Genomic DNA, 26,329 nt, shown 5'->3' with positions numbered 1-26,329 from the left:
TTGCAGCAACTCATCACGCTTACTACGGTAATAGATCAATGCCAAACTGGTGCATTAGCAGCGCAAAAGCACCAAAAAAATAGCGGTGATTACGCCGCTGGCAAGCAAAGCTGGCCAGAAACCCAGCCGGCTCAGCAACAGTGGAAACCCAAAAACATCGGTAAAGTCGGCAGTACATACCAAAATGTATACCAAGCATGCCGAGCAATTTTCTCCTGAGATTGGTTTTCCACTTGCAGCCAGATCAGCGTCAAAATAGTTATCAATGGCAAGGCCACTATCAAAGCACCTATTTTGTCGCTACGTTTGGCGACTTCAGAAACCACCACCACGACGGCAGCGGTAATTAGGTATTTGGTTATGAGCCATTGCCATGTCATAAATTAAGTTACTCGATCCCTTCGAATTTACCCGTGAAATTCGCGTCGTAAACCTCTCCGTCGCTTGATACCAGAACGTAAAGCATTTTCTCTTCAGTGGTATTAGCGACAGAGACGATAAAATAGCTACTGCCTTTTTGATAGATTTTTACGCTGCTGTTTGATATTTGACTCCAGCTGTCGGGCAGTTTTCCAAACCCTAGCTCCGCATCTCTCTCGGTTAATTGAATGGTTGTTTCTTTAGCGAGCTGAAGCGCTGACGCATCCGTAATCGGGTTGCTGGCATGAGAGCCGTGAGCGTAAGCTTGCTGGAATCCGATCAGTAAAATAAATGTGCAAATAGCGGTAAAAAGTTTCATAACAGTATTTCCTTAGAGTAAAAAAAGATTAATACGAGTAAAGGTTAATGCGAGTGAGGTTCACCACCTTCGTGGCGATGGACTTCAGGTGCTTTGGGTTTTGCGTTAGAGGCCGGCGCTTTAAGCTCAAGGCGTTTTGGATAGTTTGATAAAGGGGTTGTATTGCTTTTCATGTCTTCATGTATATGTTGGTGGTCATCTTTATTAAGGGGAAAATCATCTGGGTACTGCGTGTGCTGGAACCCGTGCAATTGCATAAGGAGCAACAGGCCGCCGGCAAACATTAACGCCATGTTGGATGCAGTGCTGAAGCGCTCAAACGAGGCGGTTTTGCGCCAAACCATAAGCAGAGCCAGCATAATAGTCAAAGCGATAATCTGCCCAAGCTCGACCCCAATATTGAAGGACAATATCTTGAGCACCAGGCCATCTTCACCTAAAGGCAATTGCTGCAGGCGAGTAGAGAGGCCAAAACCATGAATAAGACCAAACGCAAACACCATCCATGTCAGGTTGGGCGATTTCATTTGCAGGTGCTTTTGAAAACCGCCGAGGTTGTCAAAAGCTTTGTAGCAGACGGTCAAAGCAATTACCGCATCAATCAGGTAGTAATTGGCGCTAATCCCAAACAGTGTGGCAAACACTAAGGTTATGGAATGGCCGATGGTAAAGGCGGTAATAAATTTGATGATTTCGCGAAAGCGCGTCAAAAAGAACATCACGCCAAACAGAAACAGCAAATGATCGTACCCGGTTAGCATGTGGGTGGCCCCGAGCCGGATGTACTCAAGATAGCCGGCATTGAGAATGCGCGCTTGGTCTTCCGCTGACATGCCATGTGCCCAGGCTGTGACACTGACACAGGACACAAAAATGGTAAGTAAGAGTTTAAACATAATGTTTCAACCTTAAATCGTGATGATCGAGCCGATCACACGAAATTATGAATTTTATTGGCAGGCGCGATACACAAGTGTATCGCGCTGGCTTGAATTTTTAACGAAAAGTTCCGAGCGCACCCGGAGCCTTTCGTCTGCACTTAGGTTAGGTTTTCTTGCGATGTAACAGTGCATAAAGCACCGGAAGTACGAACAACGTCAGCAGGGTCGATGAGATAATCCCGCCAATCACCACTGTTGCCAGCGGCCGTTGTACTTCGGCGCCGGTGCCGGTGTTGAGTGCCATGGGCACAAAACCTAGGCTCGCTACCAAGGCCGTCATCAAGACGGGTCGTAGGCGAACCAGTGCACCTTCTACAACAGCTGTGACAAGATCTCCTTTTTCGCTCCACAGGTCTCTAATAAAGGCGACCATGACTAGCCCATTGAGGACTGCGACGCCTGACAGTGCGATAAAACCGACCCCTGCCGAAATAGACAGTGGCATATCTCGTAACCATAAAGACAGCACCCCACCCGTAAGAGCAAGCGGCACCCCAGTGAAGATTATCAACGCGTCTTTTAAAGAGCCAAACGCCATAATTAACAGACCAATGATGATCGCCAGCGTGATTGGAACAACAATGGCAAGCCGTGCTGTGGCAGATTGTAGTTGCTCAAAGGTGCCGCCGTAATCTAGCCAATAGCCGTCCGGCAAGTCCACCTCTTTGGCGATACGCGCCTTTGCCTCCTCGACAAAGCCGCCTAGGTCGCGATCTCGGACATTGGCGGTTACTACTACCCGACGCTTGCCGTTTTCCCTGCTGACTTGGTTGGGGGCCGGTGCTAATTCCAGTTCGGCCACTTCTGACAACGGAACATAATCGCCGTTTGGCAGGGGGATGGGTAAAAAGGCTAGACTGTCGATGTCACGCCTTATCGTATCGGGCAAACGCACCACCAGTTCAAAGCGGCGGTCGCCTTCGTAAATTAAACCGACGTTTTTACCACCAATGCCGGTTGCCACCAACGCTTGTACGTCTTCGACATTTAGGCCATAGCGCGACAGCACCATTCGCTTGGGGTGGACAGACAGCATGGGCAACCCTGTGACCTGTTCAACTTGTATATCCGCCGCACCCTCCACGGTTTGAAGTACTTTCTGGACGGCCTGTGCAGACGCGAGTAGCTGATCCATATCATCGCCAAAAACCTTAATGCCGAGATCAGCCCGTACGCCGGAGATCAACTCGTTGAAGCGCATCTCAATCGGCTGAGTAAACTCGTATTTGTTGCCCGGAAGCTGGGTCACAGCCGCTGCCATTTCGGCCACCAGCTCATCTTTGGTTTTGCTGGGGTCTGGCCACAGATCGCGAGCCTTGAGGATGACAAAGTTGTCCGCCACACTCGGGGGCATAGGGTCGGTGGCCACTTCTGGTGTGCCAATTTTGGCGATTACCTTGTCCACTTCTGGGAACGCTTTCAGGCGTTCTTCCAGTTGTGACTGCATTTTGATGGATTGCTCCAGCCCTGTGCCCGGAATGCGCAGAGCGTGTAGCGCAATATCGCCCTCGTCGAGCTGCGGAATAAACTCCGAACCCAAAGTGGTCGCCAGCCAAATACAGACGGCTACCAGTACGGTTGCGCTGCCCAATACTAGCCAGCGGAACTTCATGGCGACCAGCAATGCGGGCTTGTACAGTGATTTGGCACCGCTGATGACTACGCTTTCCTTCTCACTGATCTTGCCGCCCATGAACACTGCCACAGCGGCCGGCACTACGGTTAGCGATAACACCATGGCAGACATTAGCGCCATTACCACTGTGGCCGCCATGGGGTGAAACATCTTGCCTTCGACACCAGTGAGAGAAAAAATTGGCATGTAGACAACGGTAATGATGGCGACACCGAACAGGCTTGGTCGAATAACTTCGTTGGTGGCTTCAAACACCAATTGGATTCGCTCTCGTAACGGTAGCGGGCCATTGTGTTGGGCTTGGGATAGCCGCCGGATACAGTTCTCGACAATAATGACGGCACCATCAACGATTAACCCAAAATCCAGTGCACCCAAGCTCATAAGGTTGGCAGATACGCCTGTTTGCACCATGCCAGTAATAGTGGCCAGCATGGATAAGGGAATCACCGCTGCGGTGATTAATGCGGCACGCAGATTGCCCAACAGTAAGAAAAGTACCACGACCACCAACAGAGCCCCTTCAAGTAGGTTTTTCTCTACGGTGGCGATAGCTTTATCTACCAAGGTTGTACGGTCGTACACCGTTTCTACCTTGACGCCAGCGGGCAGTGAGGGTTGGATAGCCTCCAATTTTTTGGCCACTGCTTGTGCGACGGAACGGGAGTTTTCTCCCACCAGCATCATAGCCGTACCCATCACCGTTTCTTTGCCGTCGCGGGTGGCGGCCCCAGTGCGAAGCTCTTTGCCAATAGCGACTTCGGCTACATCGCTGATTTTTACTGGTACGCCGTGACGGTTGGCAATCACCACTTGTTCAATTTCGGCGATGGAGGCTAGTTGTCCTGGCGAGCGAACCAATAGTTGTTGGCCGTTGCGCTCGATATAGCCTGCGCCACGGTTGAGGTTGTTGGCTTTTAAAGACTCAACCAACTCATCCATGGTTACGCCGAATCCCAACAACTGTTTGGGGGATGGCGTAACGTGGTATTGTTTGTCATAGCCACCGATGGTGTTGATCTCAATCACCCCCGGCACTTGCGCCAACTGGGGTTTAATAATCCAGTCTTGAATCTCTCGCAATGCAGTGGCATCCAGTGGGCTGCCGTCTGTCTGAGTAGCGCCAGGCCGTGCCTCCACGGTGTACATCAAGATTTCACCTAAGCCGGTTGCGATGGGGCCCATTTCTGGCTCCAGCCCCGGCGGCAGGGCATTCTTGATGGAACTGAGGCGTTCATCAATTAGGTTGCGGGCAAAATAGATGTCCGTGCCTTCTTCGAAGACCACCGTAACCTGTGACAAACCGTAGCGAGAAATGGATCGGGTGTAGGCCAAATCTGGCAAGCCGTACAGTGCCGTTTCCACGGGAAAGGTTATGCGCTGCTCTGCCTCCAAGGGAGAATAGCCAGGCGCTTCGGTATTGATTTGCACCTGAACGTTGGTGATGTCCGGCACAGCATCAATGGGCAGGTGCTGAAAGCTCGAAACGCCAACACCGATCAATATTAGTATGAAAGATAAGGTTAAAAATCGCCGCTCTACCGAGAAGCGTAAGATGGCATTAATCATCATGGTCTCCTAGGTTAGTGGTCGTGGGATGCGCCGGATTTTAGAATGTCGGCCTTGATTAAATAGCTGTTTTCCACCACATAGCGGTCGCCTACTTGCAGCCCACCCAGCACCTCAGTCAAGGTGCCATCGCTTCGGCCTAGCTCCAGTGGACGGATTTCATAAATGTCGTCTACCTGAATAAAGACCACGGTCCAGTCCCGGAAAGAATGCAGTGCGCGGTTATCTACTGCCAGCGGCACATCAACGGTTTCGACTGCGATATCGCCGGCTACTAATAGGCCGGGGTTCAAGGCGTTATTCTCGTTATCCACTTTTACGCGGGCGATAGTGTAGGGGGCGTTGTCCGTGGAAGGCAGTAAGTAGTTGACAGTTGCTTGCTGATCTTCGGCTCCTGCAGTTTTTAATTGCACTTTTTGGCCGACCGCCACCTCTTTACGCTGGCTCGGAAACACGCGAAGTTCTGCCCACAAGGTGCTTGAATTGGCGATAGTGAACAAGGGCTGTTCACTGGCAATTTCGCCAACGCTGATGTCCCGCTCAATCACAACCCCGTCAATGGGTGAGTTAAGGTTGTAAGCTATAAGGCTTTCATTGGATTCCACTTTTGCTAGCAAGTCGCCTTTGGCAACACGGTCACCCAATTGAACATTAACCTTGGTGATGCTACCGGGGAAGCGGGCGCGCACACGTGCCATCTCTTCCGGTGCAATACTCAATCGCCCGTAGGTCGTCATTGTGCGATTAATTGAGCCTGGGCCGGCCTTGGTTGTTAGGATTCCAGATTTTTCAGCGATATCGGTAGCGATACTGGTACGGCCTTCGTGTGACTCCCATTGCCAGTTGTATTGCGCGCCGTTATGGGTAAGTGTTACGGCAACGTCAAAAGAGTGGGGCTCGGTTACCACCCCAGAGCCTAACCAATAATCTCCCTGGTAGGTAAAGTCAAAAGAGTCTATTTGCCCACCAAGACGGGTAAGTTGAACGTTTAGATCAACACCATCAGTAACAGGTTTTTCGTCTTTTGTTATCCATGCACGATACTCCGGAGGCACTCCTTGTTCGAATATCTGCAGCTCGACGGTGGCGTTGTCTTGTTGTAAAAGCAGGCCACCATGGGGGCCTTTAGTCTCGGGTGTGGTTGCCTCGTCAGTTGCCGACATTTCGGCGACACTGATAGGGGAGACCGCCAGACAGGTGGCTACTAGAACCCAATAAAAGGGTTTGATTAATTTCATGTTTATCATCCTGTGTCTGGTGATTAGCGCGTAACCGCGGCTTGGCGTTGGGTCATGGACTGCGCGGTAAGCTGTTCAATGAGCGCTTGATTGAGCAATGCGTCGGTGGCGGCGTCTACGAGTGCCTCGCGGGTTGACAGCAGTTCGTGTTGCGCCGCGGTCCACTCCACATAGCTATAACGGCCACGCTCATAAGCTTGTTGGGTAAGCTCTAAAGCTTTACTCAGTTCAGGTAGTACTGAGCTGCGCAGCCGTTTAACCGCATCGATATTGTGTTGGCGGGAGTGGTAAGCGTCGAATAACAGGGTATGCAATTGCAGTAGCGCGCTTTCTTGGCGGTACTCCACCTCGTCGCGTGCCGCCATGGCCGTTTTTACCTTGCCCTGGTTTCTGCTCCCAGCAAAAAGGGGCATGGATACACCTGCCACCAGTGCTGAGTCACCGGTTCTTTCATAACGACGAGCACCGACTTGCCAGCGAACATTACTATCCGATTGGCTTTTCGCCAGCTGGAGTTCGGCGTCGCGCATACGCTGCTCACTGGCGTAAACTCGGATCAAAGGGCTCTCACTTGCCTTTTGGTAAAGCACTGCAAATGGCTCGCTGGGTTCGAACCGAAACAGGTCACCTTTTAAGCGTTGAAAATCGACTTGGGTTTCACCCCACATTGAAGCTAACGCCATCTTCCGTTTCTCGTACTCGGTTTGCACCGCAGAGTGCGCAATCTGGCTATTTGCGAGGGCGGCTTTGGCGCGCAGCATTTCGGCTTCGGGGGCGGCACCTTGCTTGGCGCGACGCTTGATCGTGTTGAAAGCGGCCTCATTTAGCGCCACTGACTGAGAGGCTAAATCAAGCTTTTCTTGTAGCGCCAAGGTGGCAACGTATCGCTGAGTCGCTTGCCCCAATAGATCCAGTGTTTCGGCTTCCCGTCTGGTCTCAATCAAGTCATACCGCGAGCTTGCTACGCCCGTGCGAGCTTGGCGCTTTCCGCCTAGCTCAATGATCGACGACAATGTCAGCGTGTATTCCGCATTGTCTAGGCCCTGCGTGGCACCGCTGCCGAGAATGTTCTCGACCTCTAGGCCCGCCTCATAAGCCGGCGCCTGATCGGCCGTCATGCGCTCTCCATCGGTGCCTTGCAGGCGGAAATCGAACACCCGCAGCTTAGGGTTCTGCGCCATCGTCCGTGATAGAGCCTCAGCCAGGGTTAAGGGCGCCTGTTCGGCTTGTACGTTGGCGATATTGAGTGTCAAAAAAAGCAGACACAATAAATGTATATAAAACTGACGCGGCAATAGACGCCGCCCAGTGCTCTTGGGCTTGCAAAAAAGCATGTAACTTCTCCTACGAAGAACTAGCGTAAAAATATATCCCGAGTGGGATGGATCGTAGGATTAGGCGATTGGAGGGCGGAGCAGGGAAGGTAGGGAGATTGAGGTATGGCTTGCTTTATAGTCGGACAATAACTCACTGTTTGCTAAAACGGTTATGTCCATTTGCTCACCGATTAACGTGATTTGGAGTTGTGCATGGGTGTGATGGCAATGATCGGCAGGGTGATCTTGCGACGGGTTTGATGTAATAGAAGACGGCTCTGACTCTTGCACGCTCTTGTCGGCGGCCCCCAGTTCATGAGAATGCTCATGCTGTGTATGAGTGTGTTGGTGCTGAAGCGCTTCAGAATGATCTGCGTGGATGGCACCGCCAATAGCTACCGCTGATTGCAGAACAATCACCAGCGCTAATACGTTTATCAACCAACGATTTATCATTAAAGCAAGCAGGCCTAAGAAAATTGATGTAAGAATACTAACAATAAAATGATTAGACCGAAAGTATGTTGTCCACACTATTTAAATTAAAGATAACTGAGCATCTCGATTGCTCTTAGGGAGGGGATAAAACGGTTCTCGACACACTGGCCATAGGTGTGCTAAGGCCTACCTTAATTGTATTAGTTCCGACTAGCCCTGACATAGCAATAAAGCCGCCGAGCTTCCTCAAGCTGTGACAGTGGATGATATTGAAGCGTTACTGCCCTGGAAGGTGAAGGGTGTGGTTGCTTAGGCGCTTACAATCTTACTGATGTATGTCGAAACTCTATAGGATCCCGTCACATTTCGGAAACCCACTGCAACCAAAAAAATCATAACCAGCTTTACCGCCTTTTTTGCGGCGAACCATCTTCTTACCGCACTTCGGGCAGAGTACGTCAGATACTCCGGGAATTTTGGGGTTGCCAAGCTTGCCGCCCTGAACTGGCGCGGTCGCGTTATACTCAGTGTAGCCAGAGCAACCCCGCAAGGCTTTATTGCCGCCTTTGCCGGGGCGGTAGATGTAATTCCCCCATTTTAAACAGCCTTGCATTATAGACGGGGATTACAAGCGGTGGACGTCTCTTTTGTAGCTTAAACTTTAAATGTAATGAGTTGTAATTCCACTTCTTCTTTTCTCGGGGTACGTTAACTGCAAGGTTTAGGAAAATTTTGTATTGGACTATCACTAAAGGCCGGCTAACGTAGCTTGGCCAAAACGCTACGAAAAGGAATTAATATGAAAGATCTTACCCTACACGCATTATCAGCGGACGGAAAAACAGGATGCATAGATATCCCCCTAAATAATGACGTTAATATTCTAAGCGAAGCACAGTCAAAGCTAAAATTGCTAGGTTTTACCCAGACCGAATTGAAAGGTGTTATTCTATCACCTACCAAGTTGGCCCCGCCTCCAATCGCTGATATATCTATTGAAAAAGTACAGCTTCTTACAACGCAAGAGTTACAAAGCTCAGATTTCCCCCCGGTTCCAAAACCTGCTAACAAAGATGAATTTCCACCCAATACCTCAACTTCTGTTCTCGTGTCGACATCTGATTCCGATTTTTTTATCTATTTCTGGGGTGATGATGGTGAGGGACATGGTTCCTACGCGCCGGTTAATAAAGACACCATCACAGATCCTCAGTTCCCACTGCAGTCCAAAATCCAATACAAACGTTACTGGCTAAATACCGGCAGTTATAAAATCATAGGTAAGCAAAGTTTTAGTAAAAGTATCGCAACCACTCAAGGCATGTCGACAACAGATACACAAACTTTTAGCGCCGAACTAGGGATCGCCGTTAAAGGGCTGTCTGCAAAGCTGTCAGAGTCGACCAGTACCTCAATCACCATTTCTGAACAGAAAACAGTCACTGAGACATACTCATTTGACGTACCAGATGGAAAAGTTTGTGTTTATACTCTGTGGCAGCTTATTGAGGAGTTTGCTCTTACTGATCAGGCTGGTAATGAAATAACATGGCGAGGAGGCTACTCACCCGTGCCGGGCCCACAATGGCTTCCTAAATTTCCCGCAAAATTCCCGCAAAACTTGTTTACTAATAACAGTGCCCGTTATGTTTCCGACCCAGTTATGTTTGACAAGTAATATTCGCAGATAACTTGTAGTAGCTTAGCTCTAAACTGACAGACACTGATTTAATCTGACGGTTACCCGTTTTGAACCAGCGTCTGTCAGTGTTGGGCGTCTTCGGGGCCTGATTGACAGGAACACTTAGTGTTTTAGGTTTCTGTAAACAGAATCAAATGCCGTCAAAAAATTTTCCTTTTCTCTTGGGATCGACTTCAAGAAATATCTAAATAAAGTGGCGGCTTGTCGCCCCCATGCGTCGGAATTCAGCTGTTGGTTATACCAATTCTTGGCCTTAGTTCTACACGATGATATGTCATCAAGATCGTAATCTACAAAACACACCTGCTTGGAGTATCCTTGACATTTTTCTTCCCAGAAGGGGCTCTTATCGGGTAGGCCAGACAAAAACTCAGCTAACATTATCTCTGGTGGGCGATCACCGGGTAAACAAATATAGTTCTTCAGTTTTGACTTTCTAACTTCTTTCTTCGCATCACCATCAAGAACCACAATTGAATTTGGATATGAAAAGCTCTCGACTTTTTTCTTTCCGAGTTGAATGAGGTTTCCACAACCGAGCTTAATGTCAGGGAAATGTAAGTTTGGATATTTTCGACCTATAAGTGCTTTCACAAAGTGAACACACTCAGAATCTTCAGTATAAACACAGAATTTTCGGGCGTTAAGAGATTTCCCAATGCTGACGTTTAGGTTGTTAACAATAGAGCTGTAGTCTGGATTCTCATCTGCGACGACTGCGCGATCGACTTTCTTTAAATAAATTATGCTAAACTGGGAGCTTCTACCCTTGGAATTTTTTAAGCCATAGACCTTGTCAATCGCGTGTAAAGAGTGTGTTGTTGCAACAACCTGAACGTCAAGCCGCTTGCAGTGTGAGGTCAAGAAATCTATCAGTTTAATCTGGCTTCCCGGGTATAATGTTGCGTCAATCTCGTCGATTGCAAGGATTCCGCCCTTGTACTCGCTAGGAAAATTATCCTTTAAACGTTGAAATGATATGAACGCTAGCAAAATTCTACTGATATTGTCTTGACCCGCCGAGTTAGTGTTCCAGTCGTAGTAATCGGTCGTGACACCCAGAGTATTCTTCGAGTGGCTATGCAAATAATCTATTTCCTGAAAGGAGTCCATGCTTAATAATATTTTATTATATTGTTTTGAAAACCAATCTTTCTCCTGGCTTGTTAGAGATATATTGTTTTTCTTAAAAAACCCAGCCTCAGCTATAGGTATCAGTCTTTTTAAGCTTAAAAAAATAACCGGAATTTGAACATAACCGCTACCTGCGTCTCGCTTCCCTTTTTGCCAGAATCGAATTCCTTTCTTGGCCCCTGAAGCTTTCGCATTTCTAGGAATGCTCTCTACTGTAAAGCCTCCAGACTCATCTATATCTGGATGTATATTGTGATCATGGAAAAACAAAGTCCATAGGTGACTTCCTGCTGCATCCAGAGCGGGGGACAGTCTAAACTTGTCTTGAAATGCAGATCGAAAGGTTCCTCCTGTAAGTGGACTTTCATTAGAAAATGCATGTTCATTGTTCGGAATAGTAAATGTTTGAGTCAGAACCCCCAGCAATGTACTTTTTTGAGTCCCATTCTGGCCGGCAATTAGGGTGATGTACTCTCCAAGAGAAAACCCAACATCTTTAAACCCTCTAAACTTGGCAATTTCGACCTTTTTAATAATCATGTAACTCAAACATCCTATTTACAGTCAACGTTAATTCAAATGTCGAAGCAGGATCGAATATCCTGCATCAAAGACAAATATATAAAGCTCGGAAGTCAGTCAATTATTCCCACTCTAAGCGGATATTTTCGAAATATTAAGTTCAGGTGGAATGGAAACCTTGTCACTCGTGATTAATAATTCAGTGCCGACCCGCTTAATCCCGGCGCTGTAATTTAGATTAAATCTATATTGCCGTTTATTTTTATATAACTCTTGTATTTCAGGGGCATCATCATAAGTTAATATCCACGGCTTACTCAACCTATTTAGTAGAGTCGCGATTTTTTTGTGATCATCAGGATTATAAAAGTTTGTATAGAGCGTGGAACCTTTTACAAAATAAGGCGGGTCGATGCAATACAAGGTTTTGGTGGGTAATTCGCTCCTGGTTGCTTTTATGAAATCAATTGCGTCCAAATTATAGACATGAATCCTGTTCTTATATTTCTTTATTCTTAATATCTTATCAATTAACCCTTTTTTGTTAAAACGGCAGTCCAGTTTATATTTCCCGTCTTGCTCAAGACCGCCAATAACACCAGCTTTCAAAATAACACCAGACCTGTTGGTTCGATTAAGAAAGAATGTTGAAAATGCTACATCCAAGTTATCTTGATTGTCTCTATCTTTCTGGATTTCTCGTTGCCGATACCACTCATCAAGAGTGATGTCTACACTCTCTATCCTAGAGATAAACTCTTCCGTATTTTTTAGGATTGCATTCCAGAAGCACCAGATTGAACGATCAAGATCATTTAAATGTATATAATGTACATGCCCCTTGAACAACAAGGATAATGCCAGACCTCCGCCGCCCGCGTATGGCTCTGCGTAATGTCCTCGGCACAAGTCATTATCTTTAATAATCTCAGAGACCATGCTGGCTATGTTTGCCTTGCCTCCGGGATACCTTAAAGGTGAAGGTGTTGTTGCCATACTAGAGTCCAAATAATTAATAGTTCTAGGTCATTCTACCATTAAGCGCATAACATGGCCATGGCTCTACAGCTCTCTAATCATGTACATTACAATTTCAGAAATATTGTCCCATTGAGTATGCAGCTCCATTTTCGTCGGGTAATGACCTGCGTGAGCAAATGCGCCCAGTGTTTTGGGTGAGAGCACATTGTTTTGGTTTGAGTTAACTCTTCTTAGAGCTCCTAGGGCCTGCTTTTCTCTACCATTTAATTGATGTAAAACCCCTTCAATATATGGGATTATTTTGGTAAGCACATCATTTGCTTTGCTGGGGACATTACGATCAATCTTAGACTCATAAAAGCTCTTGTAAACACTTTCAAGAAAGGCTCTTGTGAGCAATGAAACCGCCAATGCGTGATATTCTGTTTCAATGCTCTTCATCTCCCTGAATACACGTCTTAATATCTTATCTGAGATTGTCGGATTGAAGTCGTAAGGTAGAATGTACTTCCTTTTGTCTGGGTCATTGGTTTGCAAACCCCGCTGCCTAGGCTTTTCGTTATTCGCATTGTTTTGATTCTCACCGTTTCCAGGTAAGTTTGTTTCTCTATCGCCCCCTCCGTTGGTGCTGGAACTTTCTCCATCACTATTGGACAACAAGTCATTTGGAATTATCGGGGTGGACGGCTTATCAAAGTACTTTCTATCCGATAATTTTATTTTCTCTGCTCGACTTACTGGTGCATCACCATCGTTAATTAGCTTGCGAGCGTAACCTTCCCATGATGCCTTGTTAGTCCTTGAGTTGACATCTGTAGCGTCATCAAGAATGTCTTTCAAAAAGCGTTCGATAACCCTATCAAAGTCATCGTAGGTTACATTAATAATTACGCTGGGATCTGATCGTCCTGAAACAACACCTATCGTTTTTCTAAAATATGGGTTCCCAAGATACCTGGACGCCGTTGTAAGAATTTTTTTCTCACCTTCTGAGCGTGTAATCAAGCCAAGCTTGGATGCATACTCAATAATCGACAACGCCAACGCATTGGAATCTTTTTTCATGCGACGCGTATTGTGTCTAGTTTTCTGCGTCGGGTTCCATTGCCGAATTCCGACTCCTCCTTGTTCGCCTTCGTGTCTGCGCTCGATCCAGACATCTGCAGCATCCCGATTTTTCAGCTGTATGCAGGTTATGTCTGTAGGCACTGAAGTGCTTGCTTCAGAAAGCTGTTTAAAGTATTTTGATGTTCCAGCTGGGGCCGACTCTGGATCATTTAGCAACTTTAGCGAACATAGACGCCTATTCCCTTCCACTGCTATAAAATTATTATCCTTGTCTTTAATAACACCTAATAATTCGAGAGGGTTTAGGCCGTTAGTAGCAATATCTCGAGCCAACTCCCTAACTTTGTCAGTTTTAAGTAACTGCTCAATAATTTTGTCTTGATCTAGAATAGGGTCGTGACGCGGATTTTCCGGGTCCAAATAGATATCCAAGACATTAATAGTTATGATTTCTGTCATACAACGCTCCATGTATGGACTTTAAGGGATCTTGGTGGATTAATGGCGATCAAACTAAGATCCCAGCTTAGCGGAATAAGGTTCTCGGAGATTCGAGGGGGAGGTATTTCCGTAGATCGAGATCCCAGCCGTAAATATATGTCTGTTCTTTTTCTTAGATATGCTATTACCTGTAAGGCAAGCGATTTTAACAGCTGATATTAATAAATGCCATTTGTGCCCATTTAAGCCCCCGAGTGTGGATTCTACGGCAGATGTACCCTCCCATCACACCCCGGAAACCCACTACAACCCCAAAAATCATAACCAGCTTTACCACCTTTTTCTCGGCGAATCATCTCTTTCCCACACTTAGGGCAGGGCGTGTCAGATACTTCACGAGCCTTGGGTTTGCCAGGCTTGCCGTTTTTATCTGGCACGGTGACCTTACACTCTGGATAGCCAGAGCAACCCCACCAGGCTTTTTTGCCGCCTTTACCTGGGCGGCGGATCAGCGACTCGCCGCACTCCGGGCACGGGTGAATGAGTGCGGCAGGCACATCGATTTTCAGCGTGTCCATGTTCGTGAGCTCCGCAGTCAGTCGATCATCCAGTGTAGCGATGACTCCCTTGTAGCCGGCGCGGCCCTCGGCGATTTCGTCCAGCTGGGCCTCGATGGACTTGGTAAAGTCCAGCTCGATAAAGCTGAAGCGGCTGCCTACCAGACAGTCGACAACTAGGTATCCGGTATCGGTCGGTACTAGGTACTTGCCAGCAGAATCGTAGGAGACATAACCTCGCGACATGATGTTTTCCATAATGGATGCGTAGGTTGATGGCCTACCAATGCCTTGCTTCTCCAGCTCTTTAATCAGCTGAGCCTCAGTGAAGCGAGATGGCGGTTTAGTACGCTTATCCAGAACCTTGCCCTCGATGATTTTGACCAGCTGACCCTCTTGCAGCTGGGGTACCGGATTTGAAGTCTCTTCCGAACCCTGCTTCGACGCCGGCGTATCGTCGGCATAGACAGTCTTCCAGCCTGGTGAGAGCTCGGTCCGGCCCTTGGCCACGCACTCGACGGATTTGCCCTGCGGCGGCTCCCCGGCGCGAAGCCGGACAGTGCGCACAGCGTATTTTGCGGCTTGCAGCTGAGAGGCTAGGGTGCGTTGCCATATCAATTTGTAGAGTCGCTGTTGGTCCGAGGTTTCGCCGGCATCGAGGAGATCAATGTGGGTCGGCCGTATTGCTTCGTGCGCTTCTTGAGCATCGCCTTTGGCCTTCCAGGTACGTTGGCGATCAACAACAGGTAAACCATTGGCGCGGCCGTACTCCTGAATCTGTCGAAAGGCGTCTTCAGACAAATTCGGGAAATCAGTTCGCATGTAAGTGATGTGCCCCTGCTCGTAGAGTTTTTGAGCGGCGGCCATGGTGGCCTTAGGTTTCATCTTGAGGCGACTGGAAGCCGCTTGCTGCAGGGTAGAGGTGATAAATGGTGCTGGTGGTGCCTTGGACTGCTGAGTCTCGTCACAGGCGATGACAGAGGCCTCAGTGACATTAGCCACCCATTCGGTCAATGAGCGGTCGAGCAAATACTCCTGTCCTTCCTTCAAGAAGGGTTTCACATCCCAATCGGCGAACCAGCCACCGAGCTGCCATCGAGCACCGTAGTGGTCTGTGGTCACAAAGGCTTCAATGATCCGTTCGCGATCGACGACGATGCGCACGGCCGGTGACTGAACTCTGCCGGCGGAGAGGCCTCGTTGCTTGGTGACATCCCCGAGCTTAGGCGATACCCGGTAGCCAACCAATCGATCGAGTACTCGACGGCCTTCCTGGGCGGCGACACGCCGATAATTGATTTTGCCAGGCTTACTGATCGAGGCCTTGATGGCTTTGGCCGTAATCTCTGAGAAGACAATGCGTTTGGGGGCCTTGAGCTTGAGAGCCTGTTGCAGATGCCACGCAATGGCTTCACCTTCACGGTCCATATCCGTCGCTAGATAGACTGCGTCAGCCCGCTGAACCGCTTTTCTGAGCTTGGCCAGTACATCCTTACCCCTGGTCGTGGGCACGTAGTTAGGTCGGTATTCCGGGGCTTCAACACCCATTTCCTTCTCAGGTAGATCCCGGACGTGGCCAACACTGGCCTGGACCTCCCAGCCTGAACCAAGGATCTGACTGATCTTTTTGACTTTACCAGGTGATTCGACGATGACGAGATTCATAGGGTATTTCCTCTTGCATTCAGAATGTAGTAACATGCCTACAACTGCTTAATGTTTGTGTTATGAGGTATGAGATGAACACCACCATGTTATCGAGTAGACAATTCAACCAGCACGCCAGCGAGGCAAAGAAGAAAGCCTTAGAAGCGCCGGTATTCATTACCGATCGAGGCAAGCCATCCCATGTACTAATGAGCATTGATGAGTACAATCGGCTCACAGGGCAGCCAAAGATTGCTGATTTGTTGGCTATGCCTGGCGTCGAGGACATCGAGCTACCTATCGATAAGTCCACTGAAGCCGCCAGAGCGGCGGACATGTTCTGATGCTGCTCCTGGATACCAATGTGATATCTGAGCTTCGAAAAGTACGATCGGGCAAAGCGGATTCTAGAGTTGCCCAGTGGGCGGAGTCTCAAGAGACGCGTAATTTGTTCATGTCCGCCATTACGCTCCAGGAGCTTGAGACCGGCATTTGCTTGGTGGAAAGACGGGATTACTCCCAAGGACAACTGCTGCGCAACTGGCTGGACAACCATGTTATGCCGGCTTTTGCAGGACGTATTGTGCCCGTGGACGCCCGGGTGGCGCTTGAGTGCGCTCAAATGCATGTGCCGGACCCAAGGCCATATCGAGATTCGCTGATAGCGGCTACTGCCATGGTTCACGGCATGACCGTCATCACGCGCAATGTCGCAGATTTCAAAATTGATGGGCTGAAGGTATTTAACCCATGGAGCTAGAAAAACGTAACTCATTGATTTCCTCTGCCACATTGCTCTACAACCTTTAAAAAACGCCCAAAATACTGAAACTGCAACAGCCGTGGTTGAACACGGATTAACCACCCGCTACACTGTTAAGGCAATCAGGAGGATATACCCATGCAAGCCACAGACACTGCCACAGATCGAGATTTCACACGGAAAGCCGCGACCGCCGCCCGCTGGACGGGTAAGGCGTTGTGGTTTGTTCTGCGCACTTTTTGTGTCTTGCTCCTTTTGGCCGTTGAACTCCTCCGCCGCTTTTCTGGTAGTTCAACCCAGAGTGAACCTGAACCAGATTTAGCTGGCCATGACCCAATGCGTTCAACCGAATTTAACTGGGGGCGACGCTACAGGGGGGATTAGTAAGCCCCCCGCTTATGTTCGCCACCTTATTTCCCACCGAATTTACCTGCATCGCGAGGTGCAGACTTTCCAGCTTCTCCCGCTTCTCTTAGACCGGGGCCGGATAAGGCATCATTACTAAGCCCTCCCGCGTTGATGCCCACTGTTGTCAGCAATGAAGTAAATAGAATCGGCAGCAATATATGCATCCAGCGAGTAATAAAGTTCAGAGCTGACACGGCAATGTCCATATTTTCGCCTTGTGAGTAATTCGAATTAAAAATAATCCAACCACTTAGATCCCCGTCGGTAACACCACTCCAAGCGGCCAATAAGTAATTGTCTAGCCAAGCCGCAACGGCGAATAGAAATATCCAGAAGTAGATGGAAAATTTGACAAGCATTATGGTAACGACAGCACCTAAGCTGTAACCGCTGGCAATCAACATAATGGGTATCAAGAACGTGATTACCATCAGCAAAATAGCTCGCAGCATCGGCGCGGCCGTTTGTGTCACCAGCGCTTTGCTGCGATCTCCTATTGACATAATATCAGTGATAACGGCGACCCCTCGGCTTGCCATGGCCGAACCATCACTTGCTCGATCTGTCCAGGTGGATCGAGGGTAGTTGTTGCCCATCACCATCTTTCTTGTGTCAATATCTGTCATTAATATGGTTTTGAGCAGCATGTCGTCGTAGGTTGGTCGTGGCGTCACACCGTTATCGATCTGTGCCTGGACGTATTCAGGCCAGAAGGAGGCAAGGTCAGTATGGTCGATTTTGAAGTGGTCGATTAAGCGATCGCGCAAACCATCGCCAGGGACCATCCACCATTCATCGCAGAACGGATAGCCCTTACCATCGGCTAACGTAGCATTAGTGGCTTTCGCCTCATCTCTCAATGCGTCATAAGGCAAACTTGTTAAGCCTTCCTCGGCTCGAAAGTGGCGGTAATATTGTCGGCCATTAAGAAAAACTTCGCTGCCAGCCCACTCGATATCGTCCGCAGGAGCGCTGCCCATCGTATACGCTGGCGGCTTATCGTGAAGGTAACGGTTAAGGCTCGGGCGCCAGCAATCGCGCATGAACATACCAAACTCATCGGCGAGGTTCATGTCTTCGATTTTCGTTGTAGAAACAATCGTGGAGATTCTTCGGATGTCGGTTTGACACGGTAGCGCGGCCTTGGCGCTTAACGATAGCGAGGACGCCACATAATCCCAGACATACCAGATCACCGGAATTTTAATAGTATCGGCGCCGAGATCCAGTTCCTGCACTTGATCATACGTGGTGCCCGTGTTGCGATACGCGTTCTCTTCGACCTCGGGCGTGGAGCCTCCGTCACCTGGAGCGCAGGTGCTGTCCATGGCTTTTACATTACTGACGGACAGATTGACCATCGGGTTAACGCACAGCAGCAGCACGAAGAACGCCACATACAGCTGCATTTCGGTCTTATTAAAAAACGACACGCCGATATCGTCTTTGTCGCGATTGTTCCGTGCTTCAATGATGTTGCCACCAATAATGAAGGCGAACGGTATGAGAATGATGCCGGTACCCATCATGAGCTGGAACAAGCCATTATTGATATGCCAGCCCATCACGGTGGTATAGAGCTCAAAAGCGTCATTGACGATCATAGCCAGTTCCCTAAGTAGCCAATCAAATTGAACGGAAACAGCACCTCGTAAACGACCAGCACCCTCAACAGTGGCCACCGCCAGAGCATGGCGTAATCGGCCACCTGGAGCCGACTGTCAGCGTCGATAAAGGTCTTAACAAACCAATCAACGAAACGTGGCCATCCTGCAATAAGGGCAACGTAAACGATCCATCTTGATGCTGTAAACCACCAAAATGAGGCTTCTGCAAAAGTACTCAGCGATTGCGCGCGCTCTGGCGATTGAATCATCCAAAAGCCGAGTAACGTTAATACGATCACGATGGCCAGCGTGGCCAATATGAACATCAGGCGTTTTTTCCAGCGGGAGGCAGATGTAGTCATTAGTTTCTCACCCCGCCGCTGAATGGCTGGATATCAGGTGACGCTGAGCGGCCAATCGCCGCGCCGGCGTCGTCCGAACTCATACGCGCTGAGCGACGCTCCATGAGCACCTGAGCGGTCTTGGCAAACACCTGTTGCTTGACGTTCTGCTCATACAGAATGCCGTCAATTTCGGACTGCAGACGGGCCAGTACCTTGTCCGCTTCTTTTTGGTATTCGGCGTTGGCCGCGACATTTGGCTCTTGCCGGCCGGCTTTGATCAGATCCATGGCCACGAGTGCTTTTTCAACCGTCCGGGCGAGTGCAAGTTCAGTGGCCAAGCGAGCTCCTAAGATGGAACGCTCAGCCGTACTGGTCTCTTCACGTAATGCTCGAATCAGATCCTCAGTGACCATAATGCCCATGCCAGGTGCACTGATCTCATCGAGCTCATCCTTGGTGGGCTGGCTCCACATCCCAACTAGCGTACCCAGCTCTGGGGCAATATCTTCGCGCTCTTCTTTAATTTTTGTGCGAAGGCCTTGGCCAATTTTAGTTTTAAGTTTGGGCGAACAGCTTTTGCAGACTTTCACCTCTTTCTCGCCGACTACACTGGTTACCCAGTCAACGGCATCGTCACGGTGCGACCATAAAGTTTCTATTCGGCGCTCCGTGGAGGCCGGGTTAAGGTGATCGTAGCCGGCGCCAACCACGTCACCTACGGTACGAATGGGCTCTTGGTAACGGCCCCCGAGATCGACACCACCAGGACCCTGTATGCCTTCATTGCCGGCCGTGCGCTCCACAGTCTCCTCGGCTTGCCCAGCATCTGGTTCGGATGACTGATTGTTCCAACTATCGCGAGTGCCGATCGACACCCAACCGTCCACCGGGTTCTCTCCGTTGGCAACATCATTCGTCATGGCCTCGCACGATTTAACGCTTAAGTTGTATTCTTCTTTTGCGTCTACTAGGCCTTTGGTGATCAGATCGTAAATGCCCGGATTTGCTTCCTGCAGCTTTGAGATCCCCCAGCTCGCGACCAGTGTTGGAATACTCGCGATTACATCATCGACGTACCCATAAAGACTCCGCTCTGAGTCTCTCAAGGTGTTCTTAATCGAGGCCTCAGGATCAAAGCCCGAGCAGACATTTCCTGAGCTCCAGCGAAAGCCAACGCCAAGATTCAAGTGATAGCGTTGATCGTAGGCAAACAGGTATGGCTCGCCACCGCCGATGTTGTAGTACAGTGCCGAATTGTCGACAGGCCGTATATCGACATTCGCAAAATCGATGTCAGCGGCCATAACCGGCGCCCCGATAAAAAATGCTGCCAGTACGGTGGCAGAGGCTCGTTTCTTTGTCGTACGCATGATGCGCTCCTAGATGGACTTCATATTGAGCTCCCGCCAGCATCGCCAAAGTCGGCGCCGTCGGTGTCCATGAAATCATTGAAATCTTCATCGCTATAGCTGTTGGCTTCGTCCTCGGTTAGATCAATGCTAAAGATCAAAACCGCGCCTTGGCGCGAACAACACGAGTACGGACGCCAGAGCAACCAAGCGTATTGCTCGTCGGTGTCGTATTTAAAATTTGACCATCCTGATTTGGTACCGAAGATTTCACCCTTGGTCTGGTACTTGGGTACCAACATTTGCCACTTGTGCGTGGACATATCATTCTCGACGATCGCCTCTGGTGCCCAGCATTTATCACCGCAGTCGTCCTCGGGCTCAATGCGAACACGCGCAGAGTTATCAGGATCAGTCACAATGAATCCGGCACGCTGCGCCGATAACGCCGCCGCTTTCGGATCCTCGGGATTAATCGACCAGCCACAACGTGGATAGAGATTGCCAAAGCGAACGTTGTTACCGCCAATGACATTTGAGCTGGCATAACTTTTGGGGTCGAACATATCGGGTATGTTCATATGCCAACCAATATAATCAGCCGCCCACAGATAGTAGGGTTTGTAGGGAGTGACGCCTGATTTACAGATCATTTCATCGGATGAGTCATGCAGCTCTTCATAAATTGCAACGCCCGGATTCCCCCAAACCTCTGCTTTTTTAAACCTTAAGTGATCCACGTGTTTGCCTGGCGTTGTGGCAAAGCCCGCAGCGAAGCCAAAATACTCGGAGCTATCGACCAGACTCTGCATCTCCGAAAATGGTGTTTTCGCGTTGCTGTAACTTGTCACCACAAAATCCGGTACGAAATTCTTAAAGCGGATGGAGTAATCAAAGTCGCAGCCCCACGGTGTACAGGTCATCCAGATACAAATACCCACGGGCTTCCAGTCGACGCAATCAACGCAATCGACGGACGCCTGCAGAAGCATCTCCGTATCGATTGTGTCGGCGCGAGTATTGCCAATGGCGAGCACCACTAGCGCCATCAGAAACAGCTTACGAATCACTGACGTTTCTCCAGAATGGCTCCATACCAATGATCTCGCCCTGATCGAGTGCGTGCTCATTGGCATTGAAATGCGCTTCATACCGAGAGATGTTTTTCTTGCAGAAAGCTTCAAGTTCAGAGACTTCCAACCTCGGGGAGAACACCGCCGCTGGCCCCGCCTCAACGTCCATTATCATGGCCGTGCCGTCACCGAACTCATTAAGGGCTGAATTGGTGTAATCCATTGCCATTGCGACATGGTTCAAATCACTCGCATATTCACCAACCATTAGCCTGATAGGCCTTTGGTCCTCACTAACAGGAACAGCCTTTAAAACGATTTTTCCATCCTTAACGGTGGGGAAATCACGAAGCAGATGAGTGGCATTGTTCACAAATATCCAATCACCGGGCTTGAGTTCAGCCGCGCTGACAGTCTCCCATCGGTCAAAGTCAAAACGCTCGATGGCGTTGTCATACAATGGCCCGCTAGACATACTTTTCGTCCTCTTGAGCGTCGTCGTAGCCATCTGACCAAAGCTCGTGATCCATAGTCCCATTAACGTAGGGGTTGGCGTGCTCTGGCAGCTGGCCTTGATAGGCGAGGTAACCTTCGGTATAAGCCTCTTCTAAAAGGAGTTCAGTCATGGTTACCTCGATAGATCATCAAAGCCTTACGAACATTGGTGGTGCCATAAACGACTTGCCGGCCTTCCAGAACGATCGCAGGCACCTTCTTGATGCGATACTGCATGGCTTGGCCAAAACCTCGGTAGGAGTCGCGGGCGGCCGCCATGTGGGCTTTTCCTTGATCGCTGGAAAGCCAGTTGCTTACCTGTGCCCGGACATCCTTTTCAGTGCCGGTAATGTTCGGTTTGTGGCGCTTAACTAACTTGGGTTCATCCAGATTCCAAAGCGTGATCTGCGCACCAGGTAACCGGCTATTAGGAGCACTATGCATAGTGCTACGATAAAAGACTTCTACCTGAACCGACTCTTGAGCCTGACTAACGATCGAGACCAGGCTAAGCACGATAAGCAATGCCCCTGTGATATTTTTTATCCCCATTGCAGGGCCTCCTGATCAAACAGATGGGTTGAAAATCGCGGCAGTAGCCGCTCTATATTATGAAATGGGATAATGATGCCAACCTTGTGAGAGTTCACCGAGAGAAGTCCGTTAGATCGACCCTTAATGTGTCGACCGTGAAAATTACCTTGATCAACAGGGCATCGTTCATGCAGCTGTAGTGATAAAAACGCATGTTGAGCGCGGAACCAATGTTCATCGCAAAACATCTTGAAGGTGGTAGGCGTTGCTAGAAATAGCCCGCCATATATCAAATGCACAGGACTTTCATCGCCTCCAATCACAATAACCCCGCTATTGATCGACTCTTGTAACCACGCGATAAATTCGCATCCAATCATTTTCCCCACAGCGATCACTCCTTTATTACACCGCTTCTACACTAGGTATTTCCCACTTTTCCCGATAGGTTCCAGGGGTCGTCTGTGCGCTTGCAGTCGCTTTCAGCAGCGGACCTTTTACGCCATCCACAACGAGGTAGTAGATATCGCCACGTTGGATGTTGCTCGGATGGCATGGACGCATGCCGGTTTCGGTTTCTTTATATGCCACTGTAATAGTCATTGATCTGCCCCAATCAAATCGTTGTTTATCGATGTTCTAGTACGGACTGCCGGCGTGCTTCGCGAAGCTTGTCAGCCAGCTTGAATGCCGCTTCTACTTCGGTGCAACCACACTCATCCATCACCAAGCGGCGTTCGCGCTTTTCCTCTTTCTCGGTACCAGCCAGCAACAAGCACGGCGCCGGTGGCACGTTGCGGAATAACCCTTTCATCGTGTCACCGAGCACAACGCCTTCGGTGTATTTCTTCTGGACCTTTTTGGTGTTGAGCAACATACCGCGCTCATCGTCCGTAAACGTTTTAAATTTCTCGATTTCTTTAAGCTCCTTTGAGTTGACGAACAACACCAACCACCACTCGAACATGGATAAGATCTTTTCCGCTTCATCGGGAAAATCCTCCATGTTCTGCGTGGCCATCCAAAGCCAAACGCCGGCGCGCCGGCCCAATAGCTTTGCCAGGGTAACCAGGTATTTCGCCAGCAGGCGTTCAGTCGTGATAACGTGCGCTTCATCGGTCAGAGCAATAGTGTCGCGACCGTCATCCTTGGTCCTCTTCGCCCTGGCAATGATTTGGTTCATGATGGAGATGTAGGCCACCGACAACTTATCTTTCGTGTCGTTGCCGCTAGCGAGAATACCTAGATCAATGCGAATGTAATCAGCATCCGGAAGCTCATCACCTTTGCGATTAAACAGCTCACCGGCGAAGCCATCCGTAAAGAGCCTCATTGAGTCAACCATCTCCTCGATGCGGCCGCGTTTTTCGTGACGATGCTCTTTGGTCGCATCTAGCGCTCGGATAACATCTTCGGTCAGCAAGTATTCACGGCCGGATTTCCGACACTCGACGGCGGAGGTCAGAATGGCTTCTTTGAGGAGTGCACCGTCCTGCCTTGTAAATCGTTTCTCTTCCGATTCGATGCAACCCGTCACCATGATTTGAGCAATAATCAGCAACTCACCCAGCAGGTCGCGCTCAATCTTTTCAGGCTCTTCTTCAGCGTCGACATCGGCGTCAGCAGTCTCCTCAAGCTCGATCGCCGTAATGTCTTCCGCTTTAATGATATTGCCATTGCTGTCCACCAGCTCTAGCGCGGATTGGAAAGGTGCGAGCGAAGGCGCCATGCCAGGCGACAAGGTAATATCGACGGTGCTAAGACCTTGTTGCTTAAACAGTTCAGCCAAGAGACCAAAGCTGTTACCCGCTTCCATGACGACGAACCGTGGGCGATATACGGCCATGATGAGCATTTGCAAATAGACGAGCGTGGCCGACTTGCCCGCACCGGTGGGACCGTAGAGAAACAAGTGAGCGTTACGGGCTCGATCTTCGAGGTTTAACGGATCCACCATGAAAGGCTCACCACCACGATTGGAAAACAACAAGCCAGGATGCCCAGTACCGGTCTCGCGACCGTAGAAAGGCAGTATGTTGGCCAGATGCTGAGCGTACATAAACCGGTTGCGACGCTTGATGTGATCCAAACGATGGTCATAGCCCATGGGGATGAACCGAAGGTACGAATCCAGCCGGTACACATCGTCATCACCGGCGATCAGCTCCATGCTGTTGTTCCCTAGCCAGCTGGTGACTTCATCCATTTGATGTTCCAGCTCAATATCATCGTCAGCTCGCAACGCAATAGCGATCGACACCGGCAGAATGGTGTTGCCTGTCTGCATCTGCTCCCGGCCGTGCTGAATAGCACGCCTCGCAGCGGCGGCCTCCTCAGTCTGAGCCTTCGAGCGTTTTTCCATGACATCGAGGTGCTTCTTGATCGCGCTGCGCGTAGGCATCACAAACGTGATGCTCAGGATGGCGGAACTGGGAAGCTGGTCCAGCACACAGATGGTGTGGTCATTGACTTGGCGCTCTGCGCTCAACACCCCAATTTCAGGACGGTGTGACAGACGTTCTACCTGCAGCACTGTGTGCGGCAGTCCGTCGAAGTACCAGTTACCGGTCCTCTTGTCTGACCGAGCCTCGGGCGAGACCACGTCATCAGCCAGTGAATAATCAAACGTCGTTGCCAGCTCATCTTTGCCGACATCTTCGGACGATACATATTGGTTAGATTCGAGTAGAGCCTCGGTGTCTCCATCAGTCTGCGCGGGCGCCGGCCGAAACCAGCGAAACAGCCAGTTGCGAATAGACTCACCGTTAAGGCGATTTGATTTGATACCGGCCACTTGCAGGTTCATCGACAGTTTTTTGAGCGTGTTTTCCAGCTCTTGCACCGGGTTCATGTTGCGGCGCAACTTGATACCCCGGCTCAAACGTCGGTAGACCACCATATACACCCGGCGATAGTTGCCGCCCCAGGGCAGCTCGTTACCGCTGGAGGAGTCGATGTACAAGCCCTCAGGGGCTCTCATGTCCTCGACGTGCGGGCGAAAGACATTATCAACAAACCAATCGGTGTAGGGATGCACATCACCGACTTGTTTAGCTTGGCGGCTGTGCGCATAGTCGCGCACCCGGTCCGGCAAGTGTTTGAACTCGGCCTTATCAGGGAACGCAAACACCTGACAGATCCAAGGGCTGCGATCGGTACCGGGAAAGCTCTGAGTCAGAACCCGCTGAATCGCATCGCGCTGCGAGATCATGTAGTCCATCGAGCGAGCTTCGGTGCTGATTGGCTTGATCTCAACAACCCCGGCAACGCTGTAACCGTCTTCCAGCAATACCGCGTTGTCATCACCGACAATGCCCAACCACGGCAGTAGATCGCTGATGCTGGCTTTGTCGCGGTAGCCGCCTTCAAGGTCAGCATCGGTCGCGGTTTTCTTACCGAAAGGCGAACCGTCGACAAAGAGTTGCTTAAGAATATCGAACGCGCCGGCACTCATTGGACACCTCCATCGAGGCGGTGATTGGCCGTGGGCGCCTCTCCGGGCATGCCATAGATATCACGCGACCACAACTTGAACGGCACGGTATAGCCAGGCACAGGCAATCCATCGGTGCCCACAGTGCGAGGACGTACATAGAGATAAAGCGTTGGATTCGGCAGTGCTGGAAACAGGTTATCGGTTTCGTTTTGCACGTGGCGTGTGTACGCGCTGTAGTCCGGGTCTGGCTCTACCAACGCTCGGCCACCGGCCACTTGAGCGGTACCCTGAATAGCGCCACCACCGACTTTTTGATCGTAGACCTCACGCATATCAAGCCCGTCGTCTTCAGGCTCTGGTATGGTGGAGCACGCCGATAGCACGGTCATTA

General features: G+C 49.7%; 26 protein-coding genes. 3 read left to right on the top strand and 23 right to left on the bottom strand.

The window, feature by feature from the left end; translation table 11 throughout:
- Positions 1–131 precede the first annotated feature (131 nt).
- From AACY82_RS08280 to AACY82_RS08245, 8 genes are all read right to left on the bottom strand, one after another.
- Entirely contained in the window at positions 132–380 is a 249-nt protein-coding gene (locus tag AACY82_RS08280; protein WP_339616319.1) for a DUF3147 family protein, read from the bottom strand.
- 8 nt (positions 381–388) lie between these two features.
- The gene (locus tag AACY82_RS08275) at positions 389–739 is read right to left on the bottom strand and encodes a DUF6488 family protein (protein WP_339616318.1); all 351 of its coding nucleotides are present in this window, start codon (positions 737–739) and stop codon (positions 389–391) included.
- Positions 740–783: 44 nt separating this feature from the next.
- A complete protein-coding gene (locus AACY82_RS08270; protein ID WP_339616317.1) occupies positions 784–1,572 on the bottom strand; it encodes a HupE/UreJ family protein in 789 nt (262 codons plus the stop codon).
- A gap of 211 nt (positions 1,573–1,783) precedes the next feature.
- Positions 1,784–4,885 carry a CusA/CzcA family heavy metal efflux RND transporter gene (locus tag AACY82_RS08265; RefSeq protein WP_339616316.1) on the bottom strand — a complete coding sequence of 1,034 codons (3,102 nt, stop codon included), beginning with the start codon at positions 4,883–4,885 and terminating at the stop codon, positions 1,784–1,786.
- A 14-nt stretch (positions 4,886–4,899) separates the two neighbouring features.
- Positions 4,900–6,123, bottom strand: coding sequence for an efflux RND transporter periplasmic adaptor subunit (locus tag AACY82_RS08260; RefSeq protein ID WP_339616315.1), 1,224 nt, complete (start codon positions 6,121–6,123; stop codon positions 4,900–4,902).
- 23 nt (positions 6,124–6,146) lie between these two features.
- Positions 6,147–7,457 (bottom strand): TolC family protein, encoded by a 1,311-nt coding sequence (locus tag AACY82_RS08255; RefSeq protein ID WP_339616314.1) that lies wholly within the window; start codon positions 7,455–7,457, stop codon positions 6,147–6,149.
- Between the two features lie 60 nt (positions 7,458–7,517).
- A complete protein-coding gene (locus AACY82_RS08250) occupies positions 7,518–7,895 on the bottom strand; it encodes a hypothetical protein (RefSeq protein WP_339616313.1) in 378 nt (125 codons plus the stop codon).
- 328 nt (positions 7,896–8,223) lie between these two features.
- A complete protein-coding gene (locus tag AACY82_RS08245) occupies positions 8,224–8,490 on the bottom strand; it encodes a topoisomerase DNA-binding C4 zinc finger domain-containing protein (RefSeq protein WP_339616312.1) in 267 nt (88 codons plus the stop codon).
- Between the two features lie 186 nt (positions 8,491–8,676).
- Here AACY82_RS08245 and AACY82_RS08240 point away from each other — a divergent pair, with 186 nt between their 5' ends.
- Entirely contained in the window at positions 8,677–9,555 is an 879-nt protein-coding gene (locus AACY82_RS08240) for a hypothetical protein (RefSeq protein ID WP_339616311.1), read from the top strand.
- A 126-nt stretch (positions 9,556–9,681) separates the two neighbouring features.
- On the opposite strand, the gene AACY82_RS08235 is transcribed toward AACY82_RS08240, so the two are convergent.
- The 4 genes from AACY82_RS08235 to topA all read right to left on the bottom strand — a co-directional run bounded on the left by AACY82_RS08235 (position 9,682) and on the right by topA (position 15,947).
- On the bottom strand, positions 9,682–11,253 hold the full coding sequence (locus AACY82_RS08235; protein WP_339616310.1) for an AAA family ATPase: 1,572 nt from the start codon (positions 11,251–11,253) through the stop codon (positions 9,682–9,684).
- 114 nt (positions 11,254–11,367) lie between these two features.
- Positions 11,368–12,231, bottom strand: coding sequence for a DNA adenine methylase (locus AACY82_RS08230; protein ID WP_339616309.1), 864 nt, complete (start codon positions 12,229–12,231; stop codon positions 11,368–11,370).
- Between the two features lie 66 nt (positions 12,232–12,297).
- Positions 12,298–13,743, bottom strand: coding sequence for a hypothetical protein (locus AACY82_RS08225; RefSeq protein ID WP_339616308.1), 1,446 nt, complete (start codon positions 13,741–13,743; stop codon positions 12,298–12,300).
- A gap of 245 nt (positions 13,744–13,988) precedes the next feature.
- A complete protein-coding gene (topA, locus tag AACY82_RS08220) occupies positions 13,989–15,947 on the bottom strand; it encodes a type I DNA topoisomerase (protein ID WP_339616307.1) in 1,959 nt (652 codons plus the stop codon).
- Positions 15,948–16,033: 86 nt separating this feature from the next.
- Between topA and AACY82_RS08215 the strand changes: the two genes are divergently transcribed.
- Both AACY82_RS08215 and AACY82_RS08210 read left to right on the top strand, forming a co-directional pair.
- Complete coding sequence (locus tag AACY82_RS08215; RefSeq protein WP_339616306.1) at positions 16,034–16,273, top strand: type II toxin-antitoxin system Phd/YefM family antitoxin; 240 nt, start codon at positions 16,034–16,036, stop codon at positions 16,271–16,273.
- Complete coding sequence (locus AACY82_RS08210; protein ID WP_339616305.1) at positions 16,273–16,689, top strand: type II toxin-antitoxin system VapC family toxin; 417 nt, start codon at positions 16,273–16,275, stop codon at positions 16,687–16,689. Before AACY82_RS08215 ends, AACY82_RS08210 begins: the two co-directional genes overlap by 1 nt.
- Positions 16,690–17,102: 413 nt before the next feature.
- Here the strand turns inward: AACY82_RS08210 and AACY82_RS08205 are convergent, their stop codons facing one another.
- The 11 genes from AACY82_RS08205 to AACY82_RS08155 are packed head-to-tail and all read right to left on the bottom strand — an operon-like array spanning position 17,103 to position 26,327.
- Positions 17,103–18,704 carry a conjugal transfer protein TraG N-terminal domain-containing protein gene (locus AACY82_RS08205; protein WP_339616304.1) on the bottom strand — a complete coding sequence of 534 codons (1,602 nt, stop codon included), beginning with the start codon at positions 18,702–18,704 and terminating at the stop codon, positions 17,103–17,105.
- Positions 18,701–19,069 carry a hypothetical protein gene (locus AACY82_RS08200; protein ID WP_339616302.1) on the bottom strand — a complete coding sequence of 123 codons (369 nt, stop codon included), beginning with the start codon at positions 19,067–19,069 and terminating at the stop codon, positions 18,701–18,703. The genes AACY82_RS08205 and AACY82_RS08200 overlap by 4 nt, the downstream gene beginning before the upstream one ends.
- Positions 19,069–20,421 (bottom strand): integrating conjugative element protein, encoded by a 1,353-nt coding sequence (locus AACY82_RS08195; RefSeq protein WP_339616301.1) that lies wholly within the window; start codon positions 20,419–20,421, stop codon positions 19,069–19,071. Before AACY82_RS08195 ends, AACY82_RS08200 begins: the two co-directional genes overlap by 1 nt.
- Before the next feature lie 20 nt (positions 20,422–20,441).
- Positions 20,442–21,470, bottom strand: coding sequence for a TIGR03756 family integrating conjugative element protein (locus AACY82_RS08190; RefSeq protein ID WP_339616300.1), 1,029 nt, complete (start codon positions 21,468–21,470; stop codon positions 20,442–20,444).
- Positions 21,460–21,948, bottom strand: a complete 489-nt coding sequence (locus AACY82_RS08185) for a hypothetical protein (RefSeq protein WP_339616299.1) — start codon at positions 21,946–21,948, stop codon at positions 21,460–21,462. Before AACY82_RS08185 ends, AACY82_RS08190 begins: the two co-directional genes overlap by 11 nt.
- Positions 21,941–22,099, bottom strand: a complete 159-nt coding sequence (locus AACY82_RS08180; protein ID WP_339616298.1) for a hypothetical protein — start codon at positions 22,097–22,099, stop codon at positions 21,941–21,943. The genes AACY82_RS08185 and AACY82_RS08180 overlap by 8 nt, the downstream gene beginning before the upstream one ends.
- Positions 22,092–22,520 carry a DUF1525 domain-containing protein gene (locus AACY82_RS08175; RefSeq protein ID WP_339616297.1) on the bottom strand — a complete coding sequence of 143 codons (429 nt, stop codon included), beginning with the start codon at positions 22,518–22,520 and terminating at the stop codon, positions 22,092–22,094. The genes AACY82_RS08180 and AACY82_RS08175 overlap by 8 nt, the downstream gene beginning before the upstream one ends.
- The gene (locus tag AACY82_RS08170) at positions 22,511–22,882 is read right to left on the bottom strand and encodes a DNA-binding domain-containing protein (protein ID WP_339616352.1); all 372 of its coding nucleotides are present in this window, start codon (positions 22,880–22,882) and stop codon (positions 22,511–22,513) included. Before AACY82_RS08170 ends, AACY82_RS08175 begins: the two co-directional genes overlap by 10 nt.
- A 25-nt stretch (positions 22,883–22,907) precedes the next feature.
- Positions 22,908–23,105, bottom strand: a complete 198-nt coding sequence (locus AACY82_RS08165) for a hypothetical protein (RefSeq protein ID WP_339616296.1) — start codon at positions 23,103–23,105, stop codon at positions 22,908–22,910.
- Positions 23,106–23,130: 25 nt separating this feature from the next.
- Positions 23,131–25,956 carry a conjugative transfer ATPase gene (locus AACY82_RS08160; protein WP_339616295.1) on the bottom strand — a complete coding sequence of 942 codons (2,826 nt, stop codon included), beginning with the start codon at positions 25,954–25,956 and terminating at the stop codon, positions 23,131–23,133.
- A complete protein-coding gene (locus AACY82_RS08155) occupies positions 25,953–26,327 on the bottom strand; it encodes a TIGR03751 family conjugal transfer lipoprotein (protein WP_339616294.1) in 375 nt (124 codons plus the stop codon). The genes AACY82_RS08160 and AACY82_RS08155 overlap by 4 nt, the downstream gene beginning before the upstream one ends.
- Positions 26,328–26,329 lie beyond the last annotated feature (2 nt).

It is taken from the genome of uncultured Gilvimarinus sp., assembly GCF_963972205.1.
GTDB lineage: Bacteria > Pseudomonadota > Gammaproteobacteria > Pseudomonadales > Cellvibrionaceae > Gilvimarinus > Gilvimarinus japonicus.
The sequence above is the reverse complement of the archived record's forward strand: the minus strand, read 5'-3'. Positions and strand labels throughout refer to the sequence as shown.